14 protein-coding genes are annotated in these 20,578 nt (G+C 49.5%); 11 read left to right on the plus strand and 3 right to left on the minus strand.

What is annotated here, in order from left to right; all coding sequences use genetic code 11:
* Nucleotides 1-35 precede the first annotated feature (35 nt).
* The 5 genes from JW814_12140 to larA all read left to right on the plus strand — a co-directional run bounded on the left by JW814_12140 (nt 36) and on the right by larA (nt 5,677).
* On the plus strand, nt 36-1,574 hold the full coding sequence (locus JW814_12140; protein ID MBN2072196.1) for a hypothetical protein: 1,539 nt from the start codon (nt 36-38) through the stop codon (nt 1,572-1,574).
* Nucleotides 1,575-1,761: 187 nt separating this feature from the next.
* Nucleotides 1,762-2,913 (plus strand): pyridoxal phosphate-dependent aminotransferase, encoded by a 1,152-nt coding sequence (locus tag JW814_12145; protein MBN2072197.1) that lies wholly within the window; start codon nt 1,762-1,764, stop codon nt 2,911-2,913.
* A gap of 72 nt (nt 2,914-2,985) precedes the next feature.
* Complete coding sequence (arcC, locus tag JW814_12150) at nt 2,986-3,948, plus strand: carbamate kinase (GenBank protein ID MBN2072198.1); 963 nt, start codon at nt 2,986-2,988, stop codon at nt 3,946-3,948.
* Between the two features lie 10 nt (nt 3,949-3,958).
* A complete protein-coding gene (locus JW814_12155) occupies nt 3,959-4,387 on the plus strand; it encodes a peptidylprolyl isomerase (GenBank protein ID MBN2072199.1) in 429 nt (142 codons plus the stop codon).
* A gap of 24 nt (nt 4,388-4,411) precedes the next feature.
* The gene (larA, locus tag JW814_12160) at nt 4,412-5,677 is read left to right on the plus strand and encodes a nickel-dependent lactate racemase (GenBank protein ID MBN2072200.1); all 1,266 of its coding nucleotides are present in this window, start codon (nt 4,412-4,414) and stop codon (nt 5,675-5,677) included.
* A gap of 14 nt (nt 5,678-5,691) precedes the next feature.
* Here larA and JW814_12165 read toward each other — a convergent pair whose 3' ends face one another.
* Genes JW814_12165 through JW814_12175 form a run of 3 tightly spaced genes read right to left on the minus strand, consistent with a single transcriptional unit; the run spans nt 5,692 to nt 13,088 of the window.
* On the minus strand, nt 5,692-8,721 hold the full coding sequence (locus JW814_12165; GenBank protein MBN2072201.1) for an efflux RND transporter permease subunit: 3,030 nt from the start codon (nt 8,719-8,721) through the stop codon (nt 5,692-5,694).
* A gap of 58 nt (nt 8,722-8,779) precedes the next feature.
* Nucleotides 8,780-12,025 carry an efflux RND transporter permease subunit gene (locus tag JW814_12170; GenBank protein ID MBN2072202.1) on the minus strand — a complete coding sequence of 1,082 codons (3,246 nt, stop codon included), beginning with the start codon at nt 12,023-12,025 and terminating at the stop codon, nt 8,780-8,782.
* 10 nt (nt 12,026-12,035) lie between these two features.
* Nucleotides 12,036-13,088 carry an efflux RND transporter periplasmic adaptor subunit gene (locus tag JW814_12175; GenBank protein MBN2072203.1) on the minus strand — a complete coding sequence of 351 codons (1,053 nt, stop codon included), beginning with the start codon at nt 13,086-13,088 and terminating at the stop codon, nt 12,036-12,038.
* Between the two features lie 258 nt (nt 13,089-13,346).
* Here JW814_12175 and purD point away from each other — a divergent pair, with 258 nt between their 5' ends.
* The 6 genes from purD (at nt 13,347) to JW814_12205 (ending at nt 20,525) form a co-directional block, all read left to right on the plus strand.
* Nucleotides 13,347-14,615, plus strand: coding sequence for a phosphoribosylamine--glycine ligase (purD, locus tag JW814_12180; protein MBN2072204.1), 1,269 nt, complete (start codon nt 13,347-13,349; stop codon nt 14,613-14,615).
* 114 nt (nt 14,616-14,729) lie between these two features.
* Nucleotides 14,730-15,167, plus strand: a complete 438-nt coding sequence (purE, locus tag JW814_12185; protein MBN2072205.1) for a 5-(carboxyamino)imidazole ribonucleotide mutase — start codon at nt 14,730-14,732, stop codon at nt 15,165-15,167.
* Nucleotides 15,152-15,763: a threonylcarbamoyl-AMP synthase gene (locus tag JW814_12190; GenBank protein ID MBN2072206.1), complete on the plus strand. Its 612-nt coding sequence runs from the start codon at nt 15,152-15,154 to the stop codon at nt 15,761-15,763. Before purE ends, JW814_12190 begins: the two co-directional genes overlap by 16 nt.
* 81 nt (nt 15,764-15,844) lie before the next feature.
* On the plus strand, nt 15,845-16,588 hold the full coding sequence (locus JW814_12195; GenBank protein ID MBN2072207.1) for a DUF1295 domain-containing protein: 744 nt from the start codon (nt 15,845-15,847) through the stop codon (nt 16,586-16,588).
* A gap of 95 nt (nt 16,589-16,683) precedes the next feature.
* The gene (locus JW814_12200) at nt 16,684-17,841 is read left to right on the plus strand and encodes an alkaline phosphatase (protein MBN2072208.1); all 1,158 of its coding nucleotides are present in this window, start codon (nt 16,684-16,686) and stop codon (nt 17,839-17,841) included.
* A gap of 155 nt (nt 17,842-17,996) precedes the next feature.
* Nucleotides 17,997-20,525, plus strand: a complete 2,529-nt coding sequence (locus tag JW814_12205; GenBank protein MBN2072209.1) for a T9SS type A sorting domain-containing protein — start codon at nt 17,997-17,999, stop codon at nt 20,523-20,525.
* Nucleotides 20,526-20,578 lie beyond the last annotated feature (53 nt).

Raw genomic sequence — 20,578 nt, forward strand, 5'->3', positions numbered from 1 at the left:
ACGAAATTGGAATCAATCCTGCAGGATACCGGCTTATGAGTACACAACGCACACTGACGTATGATGAGAAAAGCACGGGCCCGAAAGCAATAGCATTTCCTCCCGAACTGCAGTTTTATCCGCATCTTGAAGAACTGGGCCATATTTCCAGCCTGGGAACGAAGAAGGATTCCCTTAAGAATTTCGCCGGGATAGAGAATGTATACGAGCGATTGAGAGACCTGATCAGTTTTATTTCTCTTTCAGAAAAACCATTCCTGGAGATATTAAGGATAGCTGCCATGGCACTCCTGGGAGATGAAGGAGGGTTAAGGCTCCTTTATACCCTCTTTATGGCTATTCCCGCAAAGGAGCGTTTCATCGAGGAGCTTGTCGATTTTCCAAGCACATGCCGTGTGATGCAGAGGATAAGGAAAAAAGAGGATTCAGGCATTGAACTTCTCGAAAACGAAAAATGGTTTAAACAGAAGATCTCGATGTTGTCGATCTCCCACCCTTTGCCGGGCGTGAATTCCTCGTCTGTGGAAAGTCCGTGGCTGTCCTGGAGTGAGGGAGTCCATAGGGCAATATCAGATCCGGACGATAAATGGGATGAGGCGGTACTCGAACGGGCGATAAACGAACTCGAAGCGGAGGATCTCAGGATCCGGTCGATGATAGCTTCCATCGATCCTGATCTAAAAAGCAGGCTTTCTATTTCGCTCGGAGCAAGAAGCGAAGAGATCAGGTGGAAAAAACAGATATTGAGGGAGACTGTCGGTGAGACTGGGTCATCGACTCTGTTCCTTCAGAGAAAACTCGCGGAAAGCTGGCCAGAAGTACTCGAAGAGCTGAGGAAAAGCAAGGCCGGGTCGCTGCTGGCAAGGATGTTTGAGATCCAGAAGGAAAAGACGCACACGTATCCTCAGCTTAAAAACGGTGCCGCGGTCATCAGGGGGTTGTTGATGCATCCCGCGTTGCAGAGGACTACAAGAACGCCTGACATACTCAGTTGTCTCCAGATATATATCGAATCAGCAGCTGATGGAAAGCTCGAAATCGTCCTCCCGCTCGGAAAGAAAATAATTGGTATAACGGATATCGAAGGTTTCAGCATAAGAGATAGAGTCCTTTCGGTGGATCTTTCACGTTTGTTCTCGGGTCATTTTGCCGACGAGAACGATCTCCCCGTCGATGTCGACTGGATGGAGATGAATCTGGGTAAATCACTGAGCTACAAATCCCTTGTCATGTCCTACCTCGACAACGACAGTTTTTTGATCCAGCTTCTTAATAATCCAAAAGCGACGAGCAAACCGGGGATAGTCTCCCTTGTCGCTCAAAGAAGCAGATCGCTGAGAGTCCTTGCCCTGGTGGCAAACAGGCGCGATCTGTATACGGGATTCACGAACAAGGCAGTTCCGATGAACCTTATAATGAACCCGGCCAAGATCCCACTGACGACGTTGCGCAAATTCATACATATAAGGTATGTCGACAAGATGACTCTGATAAAGCTCGGCCAGCGGGGGGGAGGACAGGTCAGGGAAGAGGTCCGCCGCGAGATCGACCGTTATCTCAGAAGTACTGCCTGATCCGATCCGGTACGAAGTCTCTGGATAGTCCATCCGGCTGCTATGCCATCCGATCGCGCTCTCATGATACGTCCCTGGCCAGGTTCACGTTTCTCCACATCAGAACAGTTGACAAATCAACTATCAACGCATAATATGTTTTTATACGATCGCACTGTTCTTTCAGGATTTAGATGTAGGAGGCCCGATGCTAGCAGACAGGATGAAAAGGCTTGGGACCGAAACGGCTTTCGAGGTCCTTGCCAGAGCGAAAAAAATGGAATCCGAGGGGAGAGAGATCATTCATCTTGAGATCGGGGAACCGGATTTTGACACGCCGCGAAATATTATCGACGCAGCTATCGGCGCTTTGAATAACGGTTTCACGCATTATGGACCATCTGCCGGGATGCCCGATGTCCGTAAGACATTCGCTGAATTTCTCACGAAAGACAGAGGAATCGAGATTCTTCCCGAAAATATCGTAGTCACACCGGGAGCGAAACCGATATTGTTCTTTTCCATCCTTGCTCTCGTTAATAAGGGTGATGAGGTAGTCTACCCCAATCCAGGATTTCCCATCTACGAGTCGGTCATTAATTTTGTGGGAGCCAAACCTGTTCCTGTTCCTTTAAGGGAAGAGAAGGATTTTTCATTCGATCTGGAAGAGATGAAAGGTCTGGTCAACGACAGAACGAAATTGATAATAATCAATACTCCCCAGAACCCGACAGGTGGCGTATTGAAGCCGGAAGACATGAAAGGGATCGCTGAACTGGCGGAAAAACATGACGCGTGGATCCTGAGCGATGAAGTCTACAGCAAGATGGTATACGATGGAAGGCATGTCAGCATCTACGACTATCCCGAAGTCAAAAACAGGACTATCCTTCTTGAAGGACATTCGAAGACTTACGCGATGACGGGATGGAGGCTAGGTTACGCGTCGATGCCCGTAGAACTCGCAGACCAGATCTCCAAGCTCCAGACCAACAGCAATTCATGCACATCGAGTTTCACGCAGGTCGCAGGTATGGAAGCTCTGACCGGCCCGCAGGATGAATCGTTGAAGATGATGGCTGAGTTCAAGGCCAGAAGAGATATGTTCGTCGACGGTCTGAATCAGCTGCCAGGATTCAAATGCCTGAAACCTAAAGGGGCATTTTATGTATTCCCCAATATAACGGGCACCGGGAAGAAATCGAAGGAACTGGAAGTATATCTTCTGGAGAAAGCCGGAGTAGCCGGCCTGAGCGGAACCAGTTTTGGGAAATATGGAGAAGGATATCTAAGGTTCTCTTATGCCAACTCCAGGGCAAACCTCAAGAGGGCTCTTGAACTGATAAGAGGAGTCCTGTAAGAATAATCATTACTGTTAAAAACCCCTGGTGGAACTCAGGTTCCATCAGGGGGTACTGTTTTTTTGGAGGTTATGTTGAGTACGGGGATTGATGTTATAGCTTTCGGCGGAAACGCGATAATTCCGGCTGAGGGAAAAGGAACTATCGAGGAACAAAGGGAAGTGACCCGGAAGACTATGGGACAGGTCGCCGATCTTGTGGCATCGGGAAGAAAAGTAATTATCACGCATGGAAACGGGCCAATTGTCGGAAATATCCTCGAGAGGAATGAATCGGTCAAAGACAGGATCCCTCCGATGCCTCTTGATATCTGCGGGGCTGATTCTCAGGGTGGAATAGGATATATGATCCAACAGATACTGAAAAACCAACTCAGGAGCAGAGGAGTCGAAAAACAGGTCGTCGCTTTAGTCTCGCAGGTGATCGTTTCAGAAGAAGATGACGCTTTTGAAAAACCGACTAAACCGATTGGTCCGTATTATTCCAGGGAAGACGCGCAGATAAAGATCACGGATAAAAACTGGATCATGAAAGAAGATGAGGGAGGCCGGGGTTTCAGAAGAGTGGTTCCCAGCCCGACTCCACTGGAAATAGTCGAGGCGAGTGTGATAGTCAGGCTTCTCGAACTTGGAACGATCGTCATAGCGGTCGGAGGCGGAGGCATCCCGGTCATCATGAAAGATGGTAACCTGGAAGGCGTAGAAGCAGTGATAGACAAGGACCGGGCAGCGTCGACCCTCGCCAGTGAGATCGGAGCGGAAAGACTTGTGCTTTTGACCAATGTGGAAGAAGTGTATGTAAAGTGGGGGCAAAGCGATCAGGCGCCGCTGTCGAATATCAGTCTTTCCGACATAAAAGAACTTTATGAAGCGTATGAGTTTCCAGCCGGAAGTATGGGACCTAAAATAAGGTCGGCGATTGATTTTATCGGCTCCGGAGGTAAGGAAGCTATTATATCTCATGCCGGCAGGTTGCTTGATGCCTGTTCCGGAAAAGCCGGGACTCATATATTTCCAGATGATCCGAATGAGTAATGGAGGAAGAATGTCTGTTGTACGACAGGGTGATACAATAAGAGTTCATTACACCGGCAGACTGACTGATGGAACTGTTTTCGATTCTTCGGAAGGCAGGCAGCCTCTTGAATTTACCGTTGGAGAAAACCAGGTCATCCCGGGGTTTGACGCGGGAGTCGTTGAGATGAGTCCTGGAGATTCAAAAGAGGTATCGATCGCGGCTGACCAGGCCTACGGCCCGAGCAGGCCTGACCTGATGCTTGAGATCGACAGGGGGCAGATTCCTTCGGAGATAGAGTTAAAGAAAGGGTTACAGTTGGAGATGAGCCAGCAGGATGGTGAAAGATTGATCGTCACTGTGACCCGGTTCACCGATAAATCGGTTACGCTCGATGCTAACCACCCTCTTGCCGGAAAAGACCTTGTTTTTGAGATCGAGCTTGTTGAGATCGTCTGATCAGGGACATTTCTGGAGGGCAGGTTGATATATCCCCTTTCTTATGACGATTCAGTATTTGATCTGAAGCTTCATAGCGGTATCAGAGTGGAAGGCTCCGTCTTTCCTCCGGGATTGCCCGACCGGAGGAGCGCTCTTGAAAAGGTCCTGGCTTCTCCAGCAGGTTCTCCGGCCCTGAGCGATATCCTTCCCGCATCGGGGAAGATCAGTATTCTGATATCGGATATGACGAGGGGTGGGGCGTCGGGCCTGGTTCTGATCGATCTTTTAAGATATCTTGAAAACCTGCAAGCCGGCCCTGAAAGAGTCGAAATATTCCTCGCCATGGGAATGCACAGGGGGCACAGCAGGGAGGAACTTGAGAATGTGCTGGGGGCAGAGGTAGCAGATCGCTACAGTGTCAATGAACATGACGCGAGCGACAGTGATTCTCTCGTCGATGTCGGTACTACGCCTGCCGGGACGAAATGTTTTTTTAACAGACAAGTAGCAGATTCCTCACTGGTCATAGGGATAGGTACGATATCTTTTCATTATTTCGCCGGTTTCGGAGGCGCCAGGAAACTGATCCTGCCGGGGATAGCCGGAGAGGAAACAATAATTTCCAATCACCGGCTTTCCCTTCTTGAAGATCCTGGCGAAGGTCTCGTGGTCGATTGCAGGCCCGGTGAACTGGATAATAATCCCGTGCACAGGGATATGGTTGACGGCGCGAGACTTCTTGGCGTGCCGGTATTCATCATAAATACAGTATTTGATCATAGTGGCAGGATCCTCTACCTCAACGCCGGGGATATGGTAAAGTCCCACGTCGAAGCGACCTCATGGTACATGGAAAGATTTTCCATCAAATTAGACAAGCAGTATCTTGCCGTGATCGCGTCGGCCGGAGGCAGGCCCCGCGATATCAACCTGCTACAGAGCCACAAGGCTATCAGGTACGCTTCTCTGGCCGTGGAAAGTGGAGGATTGCTTCTGGCTGCCGCCGCATGTCCTGAGGGTATAGGATCGGATTCGTACAAGGAGGCATTTTCCGGTGGCAGGGACCGCGTTCCCGACATTGTAAGCAGAAAGTACCGGTTGAATTCCCAGACGGCTATGTCGACTTATGATCTGACCGGAAGAATATCAATCTATTTAAAGTCGATGATAGATGAGGGGGAGATCTTAAAATTCGGGTTCTGTCCGTGGAATGGCGGTTACGAAAAATATCTGCTTGAAGGTATCGATACTTCGGATATCCTCATTATAGAGAATTCAGCGTCATTTCTTCCCGTCATATCAGGATAAGACTGGACTTTGTCTCATTTCGATTCCCTGAGGATCCGTCGGCTCCAGTCACGCATGTCATCAAGGAGAATATAGATAGTAGGTAGTATTATGAGAGTGACGGCTGTGGAAAATGTCAGGCCGCCGACGATCGCCCTTGCCATCGGAAAGTACGGAGGGCCATCTCCGCCTATCTGAGTCGAGACCACACAGAGTGGAACCAGGCTCAGTACAGTCGTGCCAGCTGTCATTAATATCGGGCGAAGGCGATCACGACCGGCCTGTAGTATGGCGTCGTTTCTTTCTATACCCATGCCCCTGAGTTGATTGACGTGGTCTATAAGGACGATCCCGTTGTTTACCACCACGCCTATAAGGATCAGGATACCGATCATTCCCATGAGGGACATCTGCGTGCCGGTAAAAAGATAGAACCAGTAGACGCCGACGATGGAAAAAAGAATCTGGGACCATATCGCCGCCGGGAATATAAGTGATTCAAAAAGGGCTGCCATGAGAAAATATATCAGTGCCAGGGCGAGCAGCAGATTTATCAGCATCGTATTCATCGCTTCAGCCTCATAATCGAAGGTCTGGCCATAATTCCATTTGTATCCAGAAGGAAATTCGAAGTTGGAAAGCACCTTTTCGATTTTTTCCCTGGCTTCGCCTACAGTCATATCTTTCAGATTCGCCGTGACACCGATTGAAGTAGTTCGATTCTCCCTGCGAATGTTTCTCGGTCCATTCCTGACGCTGAAGTCGGCGAGAGTAGCAAGAGAGATCGAATTACCATTCCTGTTGATAAGTGGCACGTTTTTGAGGTTGTCGAGCGTCTGTTTATCGGTGTCCTGAAGCTCAAGCAGCATCTGGACCTCTCCGTAGTCATTCCGGAAATGTCTCAGGTTCATCCCTCTCATAGCGACCGAGACGAGGCTTGCTATCTCGTTTGTCGAAAAGCCGTATTGCCTGGCGCGATCGCGGTTGATCGTGACATGCACTTCTTTATCGCCGATCTCCGCTTCGGATCGCACATCGGTGAATCCTTCTATCATCGAAAGAGTCCACGCGACTTCCTGGGAGAGCCTGACCAGGTATTCACTCGATTTTCCGACAAGCTGGATCCTTATCGATTCGGCTTTTCCTGTCGCGTTCTGCCATTCAAAAGAGGGGTTGGCAATTGCCAGTTTTGGAAGTCCCTCGCGGATCTCCTCCTGTATCTCTTCTATCGATTTTTTTGCGCCCTTTCCTTTTTTCAGGATGATAGTCGAGGTCGCGTAATCCCCCTGGTAGTAGGAATAGATCGACTCTATTTCGAATTTGTCCTTGTTGGCAAAAAGAAAATCCTCATAGATATCGACTGCGGATTCCACCTTTTCAAGGGTGAAGCTGCCGTTTATATGATAATGAAGTCGGAAACGCCTGTTTTCAGGTTCGTCGAACATTTCAGTTTTAACGAATTTCATCGGGATGGCGATACTTAAAAGTATCAGAAGTATCATACTCACCGTTGCGCGTTTATGCCTGATCGTCCATCCCAGCACTATGAGGTATTTTTCGATCAGCTTGTCGATCACGGTTTTTCCAGTCAATTTTGCCGGAGGCCTGACCTTCGAAGCTAGAAGAGGTACTATCGTCTGCGCGAGAACGAGAGAGACGAGCAACGCTATGCATATAGTCAATCCAATATGCTTGAGATAAATAGAGACGTCATTGTCAGGATTGACGATGTTCGGTAGAAAGACGATCCCGGTCGTCAAGGTTCCGGCTGTTATGGCTAGTGACACCTCATTGACCCCGGTCTGAATCGCGTTTTTTCCCAAAGGATCGATCAACTGGTGCCTGTGGATACTTTCAGTTACCACGACGGCGTTATCTACAAGCATTCCGATCGCCAGCATGAGTCCCATCATCGTAAGGATGTTCAGAGTTATACCGCTGAAAAACATGAAGGCCAGAGTGATGAGAAGGGATAGAGGAACGGCAAGAGCCACGATGATCGTCGTCGCGAATCGTCGCAGAAAGAAGAAAAGGACGGCTACAGCGAGCAACCCGCCTATAAAGCCTGACTTAAGGACTTCATTCAGCGAACTGACGACACCCTCGGCGGCATTGTCCATATAGTATATCGATATTCCTTCCATCTCCGGGATCTCGCTGATCAGGTCTATCTCCCTGATAACGTTCTCAGCCACATCGACAAGATTCGCGCCCGATTCCTTGAAGACATCCAGTCCTATCGCGTACTTACGGTTAAGGTGGCGGCCATATATCAAGACGGGATTGTCGTATTTGATCTCGGCGATATCGCTCAGGCGTATATTATTACTTCCGACTATTATTTCTCCGATCTCATCAACGCTCTGGAATTCGCCGATAGGCCTTACAACGAAACGCCGGTTTGTATCAGTGATCTTGCCCGCAGTCAAAAGGAAATTGCTTTTCCTCAGCGTCGTAGTCAGTTGATTTATATCGATATGGTGTTCGATCAGACGGTCCGCGATAAGTTGTATCCTGATCTCTTTCTTTTCGACTCCATACAGATCTACCTTTGATACGCCCTCGATCCGCTCTATCCTTCGCTTGATATTACGGTCGAGCATATCATAGGCGTTTGAAAGATCGCGGTCGCTGGACAATCTCAATGTCAGGATCTCCATGTCCGAGGTAGAGAATTTCCTTATATAGAATCGTTCAAGATCCTGCGGAAAGAGGTGTCTGATCCCATCAAGTTTTTCCTTCGCCTCAAGGGCCTTTATGTCCGTGTCGACTCCCCAGTCAAAATTCAACCTTACCCAAGAGCCGCTTTCCCACGAGTTGGATTCCATCCTCTTTATTCCGCTGATTGTGGCGAGTACTTCTTCGGCAGGCCTGGTGATCTGCCTCTCGGTCTCTTCCGGTGTCGATCCGGGATAGGGGATATCGACAAAAATAAAAGGAGCGTCGAGATCAGGAAAAAACTCCTTTGGCAATAATTGGGAAGAGATTATGCCTATGACGACGAAACACACAAATATCATCATCATGGTCACGGGTCGTTTCAGCGATAATTCCGTAAGGTTCATCTTAACATCCCGACAGGTGATTCAAGGCCAAAGTAAAAGATACCGGCGCGAAAAGGGCTCATTCCTTTCTGTCGACGATAGAGTATACTACCGGGATCACTATCAGGGTGAGCATGGTCGACACAGTCAATCCGCCTATAACTGTGATCGCCATCGGCGCCCTGACTTCGGCTCCCTTGCCAATGCCGATCGCGAGGGGGAGAAGTCCCAGTGTAGTCGTAAGCATAGTCATAAGGATCGGCCGAAGCCTTGTCTTTCCACCTTCGACGATCGCTTCCATCTTTTTCATGCCGCCGGAGCGGAGCTGGTTGATAAGGTCTATCAGTACTATCGCGTTGTTGACGACGATGCCCGCCAAAAGGATCAACCCGATCAGGACGACTACGCTTATAGTCGAATTCGTGATCCATAATCCCAGAATAGCTCCAATCAGAGCCAGCGGGATAGTAAAGAGAATGATGAAGGGATGAAGAAAAGATTCGAATTGAGAAGCCATAACAAGATATACGAGGAAAATCGCCAGCAAAAGAGCGAACTGCAGGGAGCGGAAGGAAGTGTTCATCTCCTCGTTCTGGCCCGATATCCTTGAACTGAATCTCGCCGGCATCGGTATTCTATCCAGAATCGAATTTATCTCGATCGCAGCGTTTCCAAGATCCCCGTAATTAAGGTTTGCAGTTATCAGGGCGACCCGTTCCTGGTCTATTCTGCGGATCTCGCTCGCGCCCGTGTCGATTATTATTTCGGCGACTGATTCGAGAGTGACCGGTTTCGGACTTTCAGGATTGATAATGAGATGCCTGATCTTGTCTATCGAGTCCCTGTCATGCTCTTTCGACCGAACGAGCACGTCGATCTTCCTGTCACGCCATGAATATTTTGTCGCCACTTCTCCGCGGATCTTGCTGACGACCCTGTCAGCAAGCTGGTAAACGGGGAATCCAAGGGATGCCGCCCTGTCGCGGTCGAATTTGATCTGGATCTCGGGGTGCCCCGTTCTCATCGTCGACTTGACATCGGCGAAACGATCGGAAGCCTCAAGTTTTTCCGCGATCTCGTCGCTGATCTTCTTGAGATACTTCAGATCGAAGCCCGACACTTCTATTTCAACTGGAGTCTTGAAAGTGAATAAAGTAGGTCTGAAGAACTTGTACTGGAGATCGGGGATCTTTACCATGCTTCCCCTGATAGTCTCCATCATTTTATCTTCATCATATCTTCCTGATCCGGGATCGAGAACAATATTCATCTCACCCCAGTGTTCGCCGCCCTGTTCGGGATTTGCGTCCATTCTGTTGCCAGATCCGGCAACGGAGAAAGTCGTGCTGACAGATTCCAGCTCATTTACCGATTTTTGGACATTATTTATCAGGGCCGCGGTCGTTTCAAGGGGAGTGCCGGGAGGAAGCCTGAATTCAACGCCGAATTCTCCTTGCGAGAGTTGAGGAATCAGCTCTATTCCAAGTTGCGGTACGAGCATCAGCGAAAGAGCGAATAGCAGGAGAGAGGTGAATATGACTCTTCCCCTGTGCGCGAGTGACCATTTGAGAAGCCTCAAATACGATTCGTCGACATAATTGTAGACTTTCAGGAACAGTTTCACCAGCGGGCTGATCATCAGATAGACAAGATGTGATATTTTTCCGATTATCGTGCGAATCATTTTTACTAAAAAGACCGGGATTGTGGTGATCATAATGATCCTGGTCTTTCGGAAAAACCTTCCAATCCGCGTGCGTGGTTCTTTGAGAGGAGTATGATCGACCAATGCGGTCTTTCTGCTCTGTGTGGACGCGAGCATCGGAATAAGTGTCAGCGCGACGACAAGAGATGCGAGAAGCGCAAATGTCACAGTCAGCGCCTGGTCTCTGAACAGTTGGCCGGCTATCCCCTTGACGAAAACGAGAGGCAAGAATACCGCGACAGTAGTCAGAGTCGAGGCAATGACAGCATTGGCGACCCCGTTTGCTCCATCACGCGCCGCCTCGACAACACCTTTACCTTTTTCCTTCTGCCTGGCGATGTTCTCAAGTACCACGATCGAGTTGTCGACGAGCATACCTATTCCAAGAGCTATGCCGCCGAGGGACATTATATTAAGTGAGAGATCAGCTCCGTACATCATGTTGAATGTCGCGATTACCGAGACCGGAATCGACAGGGAGATTATCACGGTAGACCAGAAACTCTGAAGGAAGAAATAGAGGACCAGTACCGCGAGGAGTCCCCCGATGACCGCTGCTTGTATGACTTCGTTTACGGCGTCTGTAATGAACGTGGACTGGTCATAGACCCTGGTAAGTTGATATTCATTGGGAAGGATCCGGTTGACTCTGGCAAGCTTCCTGTCGATCTCCCTGGCGACCGTCACAGTGTTCGCGTCGCCTTCCTTATAAAGGGCGATCTCCACAGCCTCGATGCTGTTAAGACGCGTAATAGCTTCTCTTTCCTTGTAACTGTGCCTTACAGTAGCTACATCTCTCAGGTAGATCGGTTTGTTATCTTTTGTTGAAATAATGATATCGCTTATCTCGTCGATCGATTTGAACTGATTGACGGTCCGTACGAGGTATTGCCTTGTACCCTCTTCCAGTCTTCCTCCGGAGAGGTTCACGTTTTCAGCTCCTATCTGCCTTGCCAGCGCGTCAATGGGCAGGTCGAGCTGAGCGAGACGACCCTGATCGACTAGGATCTGGATCTCGTCTTCAAGTCCGCCGCTGACTTTTACGGCAGCTACGCCAAGGGTGGCTTCAAGCTCCTTTTTGATCTCCTCTTCCGCGAAACGCCGGAGGAATTTAAGTTCTTCCTCGTTCCGGATACCGTCGGAAGCAACTTCCGATAGACCGGCGTTCAGTGAATCCGCGTAGTCTTTTTTCCTGCAGAAGCCGAATCTCATGATCGGATCGAGAGATGGATCGAACCTGAGTATTGATGGACGCTGGACCTCGAGAGGCAATTCAAGAGCGTCGAGTTTTTCCCGGACATCGAGTCCAGCGTAATCCATCCTGGTGCCCCATTCGAATTCCAGGATCACGTCGGATTGCCCTGATCGCGAGATCGAGCTGACGCGCGTGACGTTCTTGACTACACCAAGGACCTCTTCGATAGGCTTGGAGATAAGATTTTCTATCTCGGCTGGAGCCGCGCCGGTGTAATTCGTTCTGATCGTCAAAGTAGGGTATGTCAGTTCGGGCAGAAGGTTTATCTTTAATCTGAAAAAGGAGACAAAACCGAAAAGGATGACCGCTATTGTGAACATCGCGATCGTCACACGTCTTTTAATAGAGATATCTATGATTTTCATATTTATTCCATCAGTTTTTGACTATTTCGACCCTTGAACTGTCTTTGAGACTGCTTTTACCCGTTGTGACAATAATATCGTTTTCGAGAAGCCCTCCGATCACTTCAACATGAGTAGTATTTATGTATCCTATAGAGATATTCTGCCTGTAGGCGACGCTGTCCCGTACGACATATACAGCCGATTCGCGGTCTTCGGAAATAATCGCATCCTTGCAGATCTTCAGAGCGTTTGAATGAATGTCATAGATGATCTTTATTCTCGCAAACATACCGGGTCTGAGTTTTTTTTCGGGGTCTTTGGTCTCAACGGTGATCTTTACCGTACCGGTAGCCGGATCGACGATAGGACTTATTCTTTTTATATTTCCCTTTACGGGCCTGTTACCGATGGCGTCGACGTTCAGTTCTGTCTGGAGCCCGACTCTGAGCTTCCCAAGCTGTCTTTCCGGGATATGCAGTATCGCGATAAGCGGGTCCAGACCCGAGACCTTGAATGTAGCCTGGTTAGGCAATATCATATTCCCGACCTTGATCCTTCTTTCTGACACTACTCCGCTGATCGGTGTTCTTATCGATGTATATTCAAGGTTCAGCTGAGCCATCTCATAGATCGCCTGCTGTTGATCGTATTCGAATTTGGATTGCTGGAAGATCTCGGTACTGACCAGTTGCTGTCGATGAAGATCCATGTTTCTTCTATAGTTACTTTCAATTTTTTCCAGGTTGGCTTTTGCCTGCACAAGCTGTACGGAGAGTATCTCGTCGTCGAGTTTAGCCAGGATATCGCCGGCTTTTACGTACTGTCCTTCCTCGACCATCAGTTTTTCAACAGTTCCGCTGACCTTCGCGACGACTTCCGTCTCCTCCTCGGCCTCTATGGTGGCAGTGCCGGTGAAGTATGCCGCGATCTCGCCCCTGGTCACCGAGTCCACCTCGACCGGGACGACGACCTTTTCATCTTTCTTCTCCGTCTCTGAGTGTGAATTATTCGAACACCCGGCCAGACCCGCCAGCATGACGGGAAAAACAAGCGCCATGGAAATAAATCTGTTCACTTTCATTTTAATCTCTCCCTGGTATTATTTGCACCATTCAACAATGTATACGGTGATAGAGACACAATTGTTACACTAAAAGATATCATGGTTTCAGTCTTCAGAGATAATTTTCTCCATAGCTTCCAGGGAAGGGCGGAGGGATGAAAAATATTGATGCAGCAGGCCTGATTCTATGATAGGTATTGTATTGTATTATTCGACCCGGTACGATTCGTGGGTTCAGGCCGGCATGACAGTCACAGATAAGGAGAGATTGGCAATATGAAGGTTCTTGTCGTTGGTAGCGGAGGAAGAGAACACACTATCGTATGGAAGATCGATCAATCGGAAAAGGTCGACAGGATCTACGCGGCTCCCGGGAACGCCGGTATCGCCGAACTTGCCGAATGTGTGCCGATCGATGCTGATAACAAGAAAGCACTGGCTGATTTTGCCATTAAAAATGAGATCGATCTTACTATCGTGGGACCGGAGGCGCCTCTCGTATCAGGGATCGTCGATCTTTTTAACGAAAAGGGACTCAGGATATTCGGATTTGACAGCAGGGGCGCGTTACTCGAGGGAAGCAAGGTGTGGGCGAAGGAGTTTATGAGGAAGTACAAGATACCGACCGGTAGTTTCATGGCCTTTGACGATCACAACGCGGCGCAGGATGCTGTCGAGATCGGTTCGCCTCCATTCGTGATCAAGGCCGACGGACTTGCCGCAGGCAAGGGAGTCCTGATCTGCGAAAGCCTTGAGAAAGCGAGAGGGGCGATAAGCAGCATGATGAAAGAATCGGCTTTCGGCAAGGCGGGAAACAGGATAATCATAGAGGAATATCTTGAGGGGCCCGAGATATCCATACTTGCAGTTTTCGACGGCAGGGATTACCGTCTTTTTGTCCCATCCCAGGATCACAAGAGGGTCTTCGACAACGATGAAGGTCCAAACACGGGGGGGATGGGAGCTTATGCCCCCGTGCCGTTTCTTGATCATGAACTGTCCGAAAAGATCAGGATCGAGATCATAGAAAGGACATTCAACGGTATCCAGCAGGAGAACATCACCGGAGCGGGGCTTGTGTATTTCGGTATAATCCTTACGGAAGAGGGGCCAAAGGTACTTGAATACAACTGCCGGTTCGGGGACCCCGAGACGCAGGTCATAATCCCCCTTTTCAATGGCGATCTGTTCGAAGTCCTTTATGAAGCGGTCGAACAGAACCTCGACAGCGTTGATTTCGAGAACAGCAGCGATTCATGCGCCTGCGTCGTTGTCGCTTCGGGCGGATACCCGGGACCATATGAAAAAGGATATGAGATCACCGGTATCGAGGGGGCTGATGACGCGGGGTGCCTTGTCTTTCACGCCGGGACTGCTATTGAAGACGGCAAGCTGGTCACTGCCGGGGGAAGAGTCCTGGGAGTGACCGCGGTTGCGAGAACGCTCGAAGAAGCATTAAACAAAACTTATAACGGTGTGAATATAATACAGTTCGACGGGTGTTATTCAAGATCTGATATTGGAAAGAAAGGGTTGAGGAAATAGTTGCCGTAGATCAGGACTGATATGGTCGAGAGATTATCCGTCCGGGAACAAATCACGGCAGAGATAATGTGAAAGGAGCAAGGTTTGGGTAAAGAGATCGAAGTCGCCGTCATTATGGGTAGCGAATCTGACAGGGAGATTATGGAGCTGACGATGGCACAGCTGGACAAACTCGGCATTTCAGCGGAACTGAAGGTCTCATCCGCTCACAGGATGCCTGAAGCTACCAGGGAATTTATATCTGAGGCAGAAAAGAGGGGAGCCAGAGTGTTCATAGCGGGAGCTGGAATGTCGGCAGCGCTGCCCGGATTCGTCGCTTCAGCCACTCTCCGGCCGGTAATAGGTGTACCTATTCCCAGCGGTCTTCCCGACGGGATCGACGCGTTGCTCTCGATTGTCCAGATGCCTCCCGGAATACCGGTCGCTACAGTCGCTATCGGCAGGGCGGGGGCAAAAAACGCCGCTATCCTTGCCGCAGAGATCCTTGCGGTCGGAGATGAGAAGTATAAAGACGGATTGAATAGACTGCGTGATTCATGGAAGAGAAAGTGACCGGCAGTTTCAGTCCCGGCTTGATTGGCGAAGCGGTACGTGTCATGCGATCCGGCGGGATCGCCGTCCTGCCCACGGACACACTTTACGGCTTGCATTGTCTTGCGTCAGATATCGCTGCTATAGAAAAAATAATAGATTTAAAAGGGAGAAAGGGTGAAACAGGGTTCATTCTTCTCGCTTCCGATATATCGATGGTGGACGAGGTCGTTTCCGAGTGGCCTGATGATTACAGGGGCAGGCTTGACGAAATATGGCCGGCGCCTCTAACCGCCGTCTTGCCGGCAGGCAGCAAAGTCATTCCTCTTTTATCTCCAAAAGGCAAAGTCGCGGTCAGGGTTCCCTCTCTCGGTCCGTTGCGGCAACTGATAAGAATTCTTGGCGAGACGATAGTATCGACCAGCGTAAACAGAAGCGGGAGGCCTCCTCTCAGAAGGATCGCCGATATAAGGAAGGAATTCAGAGGACTTGATATATATATTTCAATGAGAGGAAGAAGATCCGATCTTCCATCGACGATCGTCGATTGTTCAAAAGTTCCTTCCGTTGTTGTAAGGAAGGGCAGATGCCGCGCGTGGAATTTCGGAGAAAAATGATCGTGGAACGATAAAAGGAGACTGGCAAAGGCCGGAAGAAGCGACGATATTGAAGCGGATTGTCATATGAAAGGAGAAGTCTTGGCGCTGAAAGAGGAGTTCATCAGTTCCGGTCAGTGGCTCTTCAGATGGAGGAGTTACCTTCCGCTTCTGCTTATTATTCTTATCATATTCTGCATGACTTCGAAGGATTTCAGCAGGAATCGGTTTTTCATCTCGCTGACGTGGGAACTCGCGGTATTTGCCATTTCTCTTCTCGGACTCGCCGTACGTGTTTACGCGGTAGGGCATACACCATCGGGGACATCCGGAAGGAACAGGGCTTCACAGGTCGCGGAGGTACTTAACAGGACGGGAGCATATTCACTGGTCAGGCATCCTCTTTATCTCGGAAATTTTTTAATATGGTCAGGGGCCGCCCTTTTTATACATATCTGGTGGGTAGTTGTAATCACGGCTCTCTTTTTTTGGTTATATTATGAAAGGATCATGTTTGCCGAGGAGGAGTTTCTTAGAAAGAAGTTCGGCAGCGAATATGAAGAGTGGGCTGCCAGGACTCCGGCTTTCGTCCCACGATTTAAAAACTGGAAAAGACCCGAGCTCTCATTCTGCCTTTCCAAAGTCATTAAAAAAGAGTATCTGGGATTCTACGGAATAATAACGGTCTTTACAATCCTTGAATCTAGTTCGAGATTCATGATTGAAGGCAAAGTAGCTCCAGCACCTTTCTGGAGAGCGATTTTTTTATTCGGAACAGTCTTGTTCATTACGATCCGGATCTTAAATAAAAAAACCGATATTTTTCATGTCAAAGGCCGTTCCTGACTGTAGATGCCTGACCACGGAAACGGGGGGATGGACCTTCAACGTAAATGATTTCGGCCGGTCAAGATCCTGATACAGGAAAGGGAGAAACGAAAATGAAAAAAAGGCAATGGACGAATCTTCTGCTCCTCGTTTTTATCGTAACGTTCTGTGTGGTGAGTTGCTCGCGGCCCGTCCCGGCAGATCCGGCAGAAGATGAATCTCTTCCCCTGAATATTATCATCTTTATCGGCGACGGCATGGGGGTCTCCCATATTACAGCGGCGAAGACAATCCGGGGCACTCTTCATATGGAAAGGCTGCGTCATTGCGCCCTGGTGACGACACATCCCGATAGTGGTTTCGTCACCGATTCGGCAGCAAGCGGAACAGCCCTGTCGACCGGTGAAAAAACTCTCAACGGGATGGTCTCTGTCTCGCCGGACGGCAGGAAGTATAAGACTCTCTTCGAATATGCTTCGGGAATGAAGAAATCAACGGGTCTTGTAGTCACTTCATCGGTGACTCATGCCACTCCGGCGGTCTTCGTATCTCACGTAAAGGACAGGGGGGATAATTGTTCGATCGCAGAACAGATAGCCGATTCTGATATCGATATTCTTTTTGGAGGAGGAGCAGCCTGGTTCATGCCGGAATCAGTAGAGGGCAGCATGAGGAGAGACGAGAAGGATCTTATCGCGAGACTTCGAGAGAGGCTTGATATCGCGCTTACGCCGGAAGAGTTCAGAAAGCTTGGTGATACCCGGGGCGCCGCGGCTTTATTGACAATGGGACATTCGGGAACCGTTTCGCAAAGGGAAATATCACTGACGCAGATGACGGAAAAAGCGATCAGGATCCTTTCGCGGGACCCGGACGGTTTTATTCTGATGGTCGAAGGTTCGCAGATAGACTGGGAAGGACATGACAATAACCTCGGCGGGATAATATCGGAAACGATCGATTTTGATGACGCTGTCGGAGCGGGTGTCGATTTCGCGGCAGATAATGGAAGGACCTTGGTTGTTGTTACCGCCGATCATGAGACGGGCGGTTTAGCGCTGAATGACGGTTCGATCGATGAAAAGAAGATAACCGAAGCTTCTTTTTCTACGGACGATCATACAGGAACGATGGTCGCGCTTTTCGCGACAGGACCTGGATCGGAGCTGTTCGGCGGTATAATCGACAATACATCTATCGGGAAGATCCTGATAGGATTGACAAGGAAAGGTGAGTGTGGGGAAACTCGCGCAAGGAATAAAAAAGGCTGATCTGACCCGAATTGTCAATTTCCAGGCTGCGGGAACTCCCCTCAGGTGAAAGAGGGCAGATCGACGGGGGAAGGGTATTATAAAGTTATCTTGTTGATTAACATCAAATTAACCTGTATAATTAAAGCGTGTTCTTGCGCCTCAAGGAGGTAAGGATGAGACGGATTTTTAATCTGATGTTTCTTGCGGCGGTGGTCGTATCTTTTTCTTTGATCTATCCCAGTGATTCGATCACGGCGGGTGAGGATGATCTGAAGATAAGAGCCCTGCAGGAAAAGATCGATGCCATGGGGTATGACTGGATCGCAAAAAGGACTCCTCTTACCGATCTTACCGAAGAAGAATTTCTTTCATTATGCGGGACGACGGTTCCTCCCGACGTAGAGAAGCGTTTCGATCGATTATCGTCTTCTCTGCCAGGCAGATTGAGAGGAACGATGGCTCCTCCCTCCTGGGACTGGCGCGATGCCGGTATGGTATCGTCAGTAAAAAATCAGGCATCATGCGGAAGTTGCTGGGATTTCGCCGCTATCGGAGTGCTTGAAGCGATTTTGCTGCAGAATGAAGCTTATGAATATGATCTTTCCGAGCAGCAGGTCCTCTCATGCGTGACTGGAGGTACCGGGTGCGACGGTGGATGGTATTCATGGGCGTGGAGTTATATAAGGGAGAACGGAGCAGTTGATGAGACGTGCATGCCTTACCAGGCAAGCGATACGGTCACATGCGTCGACTATCTCTGCTCAAAGATAGCTACCTGCGGGGAATGGATCGATATACCTGATGATGTCGACGCGATCAAACAGGCGGTCATGATCTCCCCTGTCGCCACTACATTTACCGTCTATAACGATTTCAAGAGTTATGGAGGAGGGTGCTACGAGCATGCCGATGAGGGGCCGATCAACCACGCCGTAGTAATAATAGGCTGGGATGACGCGATGTGCAGTGGTGAGGGAGCCTGGTTGATCAAGAACAGCTGGGGACCGGATTGGGGCCTTGATGGATTTTTCTGGATAAAATACGGATCATGCCGGGTCGGATATGCTACGCAGCTTCTATACTACAACCCCGGTGATCAGATATCATATGACAGTTCAGCGATCGATGATTCCTCGGGAGACGGAGACGGGCGATGCGATCCGGGCGAATCGATCGATATCTCCGTAAACCTTCTTTCAGATATCATCTCCCCGGTCAGGACGGGGATCACGGCGACTCTTTCGACAGATGATGATATGATAGAGGTCATCCAGGGGAGCAGTTCATATCCGGATATGGATCCGGGAGATCTGTCTTTCGGCTCTCCTCCTTTTGAATTTTCTGTCAGTCAGTTCGCCGCTCCCGGAAGTGTCATCGAGTTTGTCCTTGATATAACCGCCGATGGAGGGGCGTATACCCGCAGCGATACTTTCGAATTGAGGATAGGAGATTGCCCGATCCTTTTAGTCGATGACGATGACGGAGCGACATATGATGATTATCTGGAGAACTCCCTTTCAAATAACGGATATGTGTATGATATCTGGTCTGAAAACGAAGAGGGATTTCCAGGATATATCGATCTCGCAGGGTATTCCGCGGTGGTCTGGATGACGGGAACAGGCGGTGATATCGAAGCGGAGAACAGGACGACGCTCTCGACTTATCTCAGCATGGGAGGAAGGCTCCTGATAACCGGCCAGGATATCGGATGGCAGCTGAATTATGAAGGGTACGTGAACGAGATACAGTTCTATAACACCTATCTTCATTCTGATTATATCTGGGATGATTCCGGATACAGGTCGCTGACGGGACTTCCGGGCGACCCGGTGGGTGGGGGGCTTTCTTTTGATATCGGAGGGGGCGATGGGACCGGAAACCAGGATTATCCGAGTGAGATCAATCCAAGGTCCGGCGCCACGGCGGTCTTTGAATATTCGCCGGGAGTGGAAGGAGCGATCAGATTTGACGGGAGCCACAGGATCGTTTATCTGGCCTTTGGCCTGGAAGCGGTAAATACGAGCGCGATGCGAGACTCTATAATGCACCGGAGCCTCGAATGGCTGGTCGATGAATGGCCGGACATGGAAAGGCCTGATGTCACTCTGACCTCGCCTGTGGGGGAAGTTGAGCTTGAGGGTGGAGAGATGTTCGAGATAACCTGGTCGGCTTCAGATAACACGGGAGTCACGTCGATAGATATCCTGCGGTCATACGACAGCGGCGAGACATATGATGAGATCGTGGCTGAAGGAGAGAGTAACGATGGATCGTTCGAATGGACTGTGCCCGACAGTGCTTCTTCTGAATCAAGGTTGAGGGTCATAGCGAGGGATGCTGCCGGACTTGCCGGTCACGATGATTCAGATGAGGATTTCAGCACTACCGTAGTGACCGGTTCGCAGGATATCCCTGATATCGACCGGTATGCTCTTGCCCAGAACATTCCGAACCCTTTCAATCCCGGAACGACGATACAATTCGATATCCCGATCAGGACAAAGGTGAGAATATCAGTGTACAATGCGAACGGTCAGCTTGTAAGGACCATTGCCGACAGGATCTTCGATAAAGGCAGACAGATCCTCACCTGGGATGGAAAGGACAGGAACGGGCACAATCTTTCGTCAGGAGTCTATTTCTACCGCATGGACGCTCAACAGTTTGTAAAGACGAGAAAGATGGTGCTTCTCAGATAGATACCGGGGCGTCTGAATAAGATCAACGATTCTCCATTCACCCGGCCGGCTCA

This window comes from Candidatus Krumholzibacteriota bacterium (assembly GCA_016932415.1).
In the GTDB taxonomy this organism is placed as follows: domain Bacteria; phylum Krumholzibacteriota; class Krumholzibacteriia; order Krumholzibacteriales; family Krumholzibacteriaceae; genus Krumholzibacterium.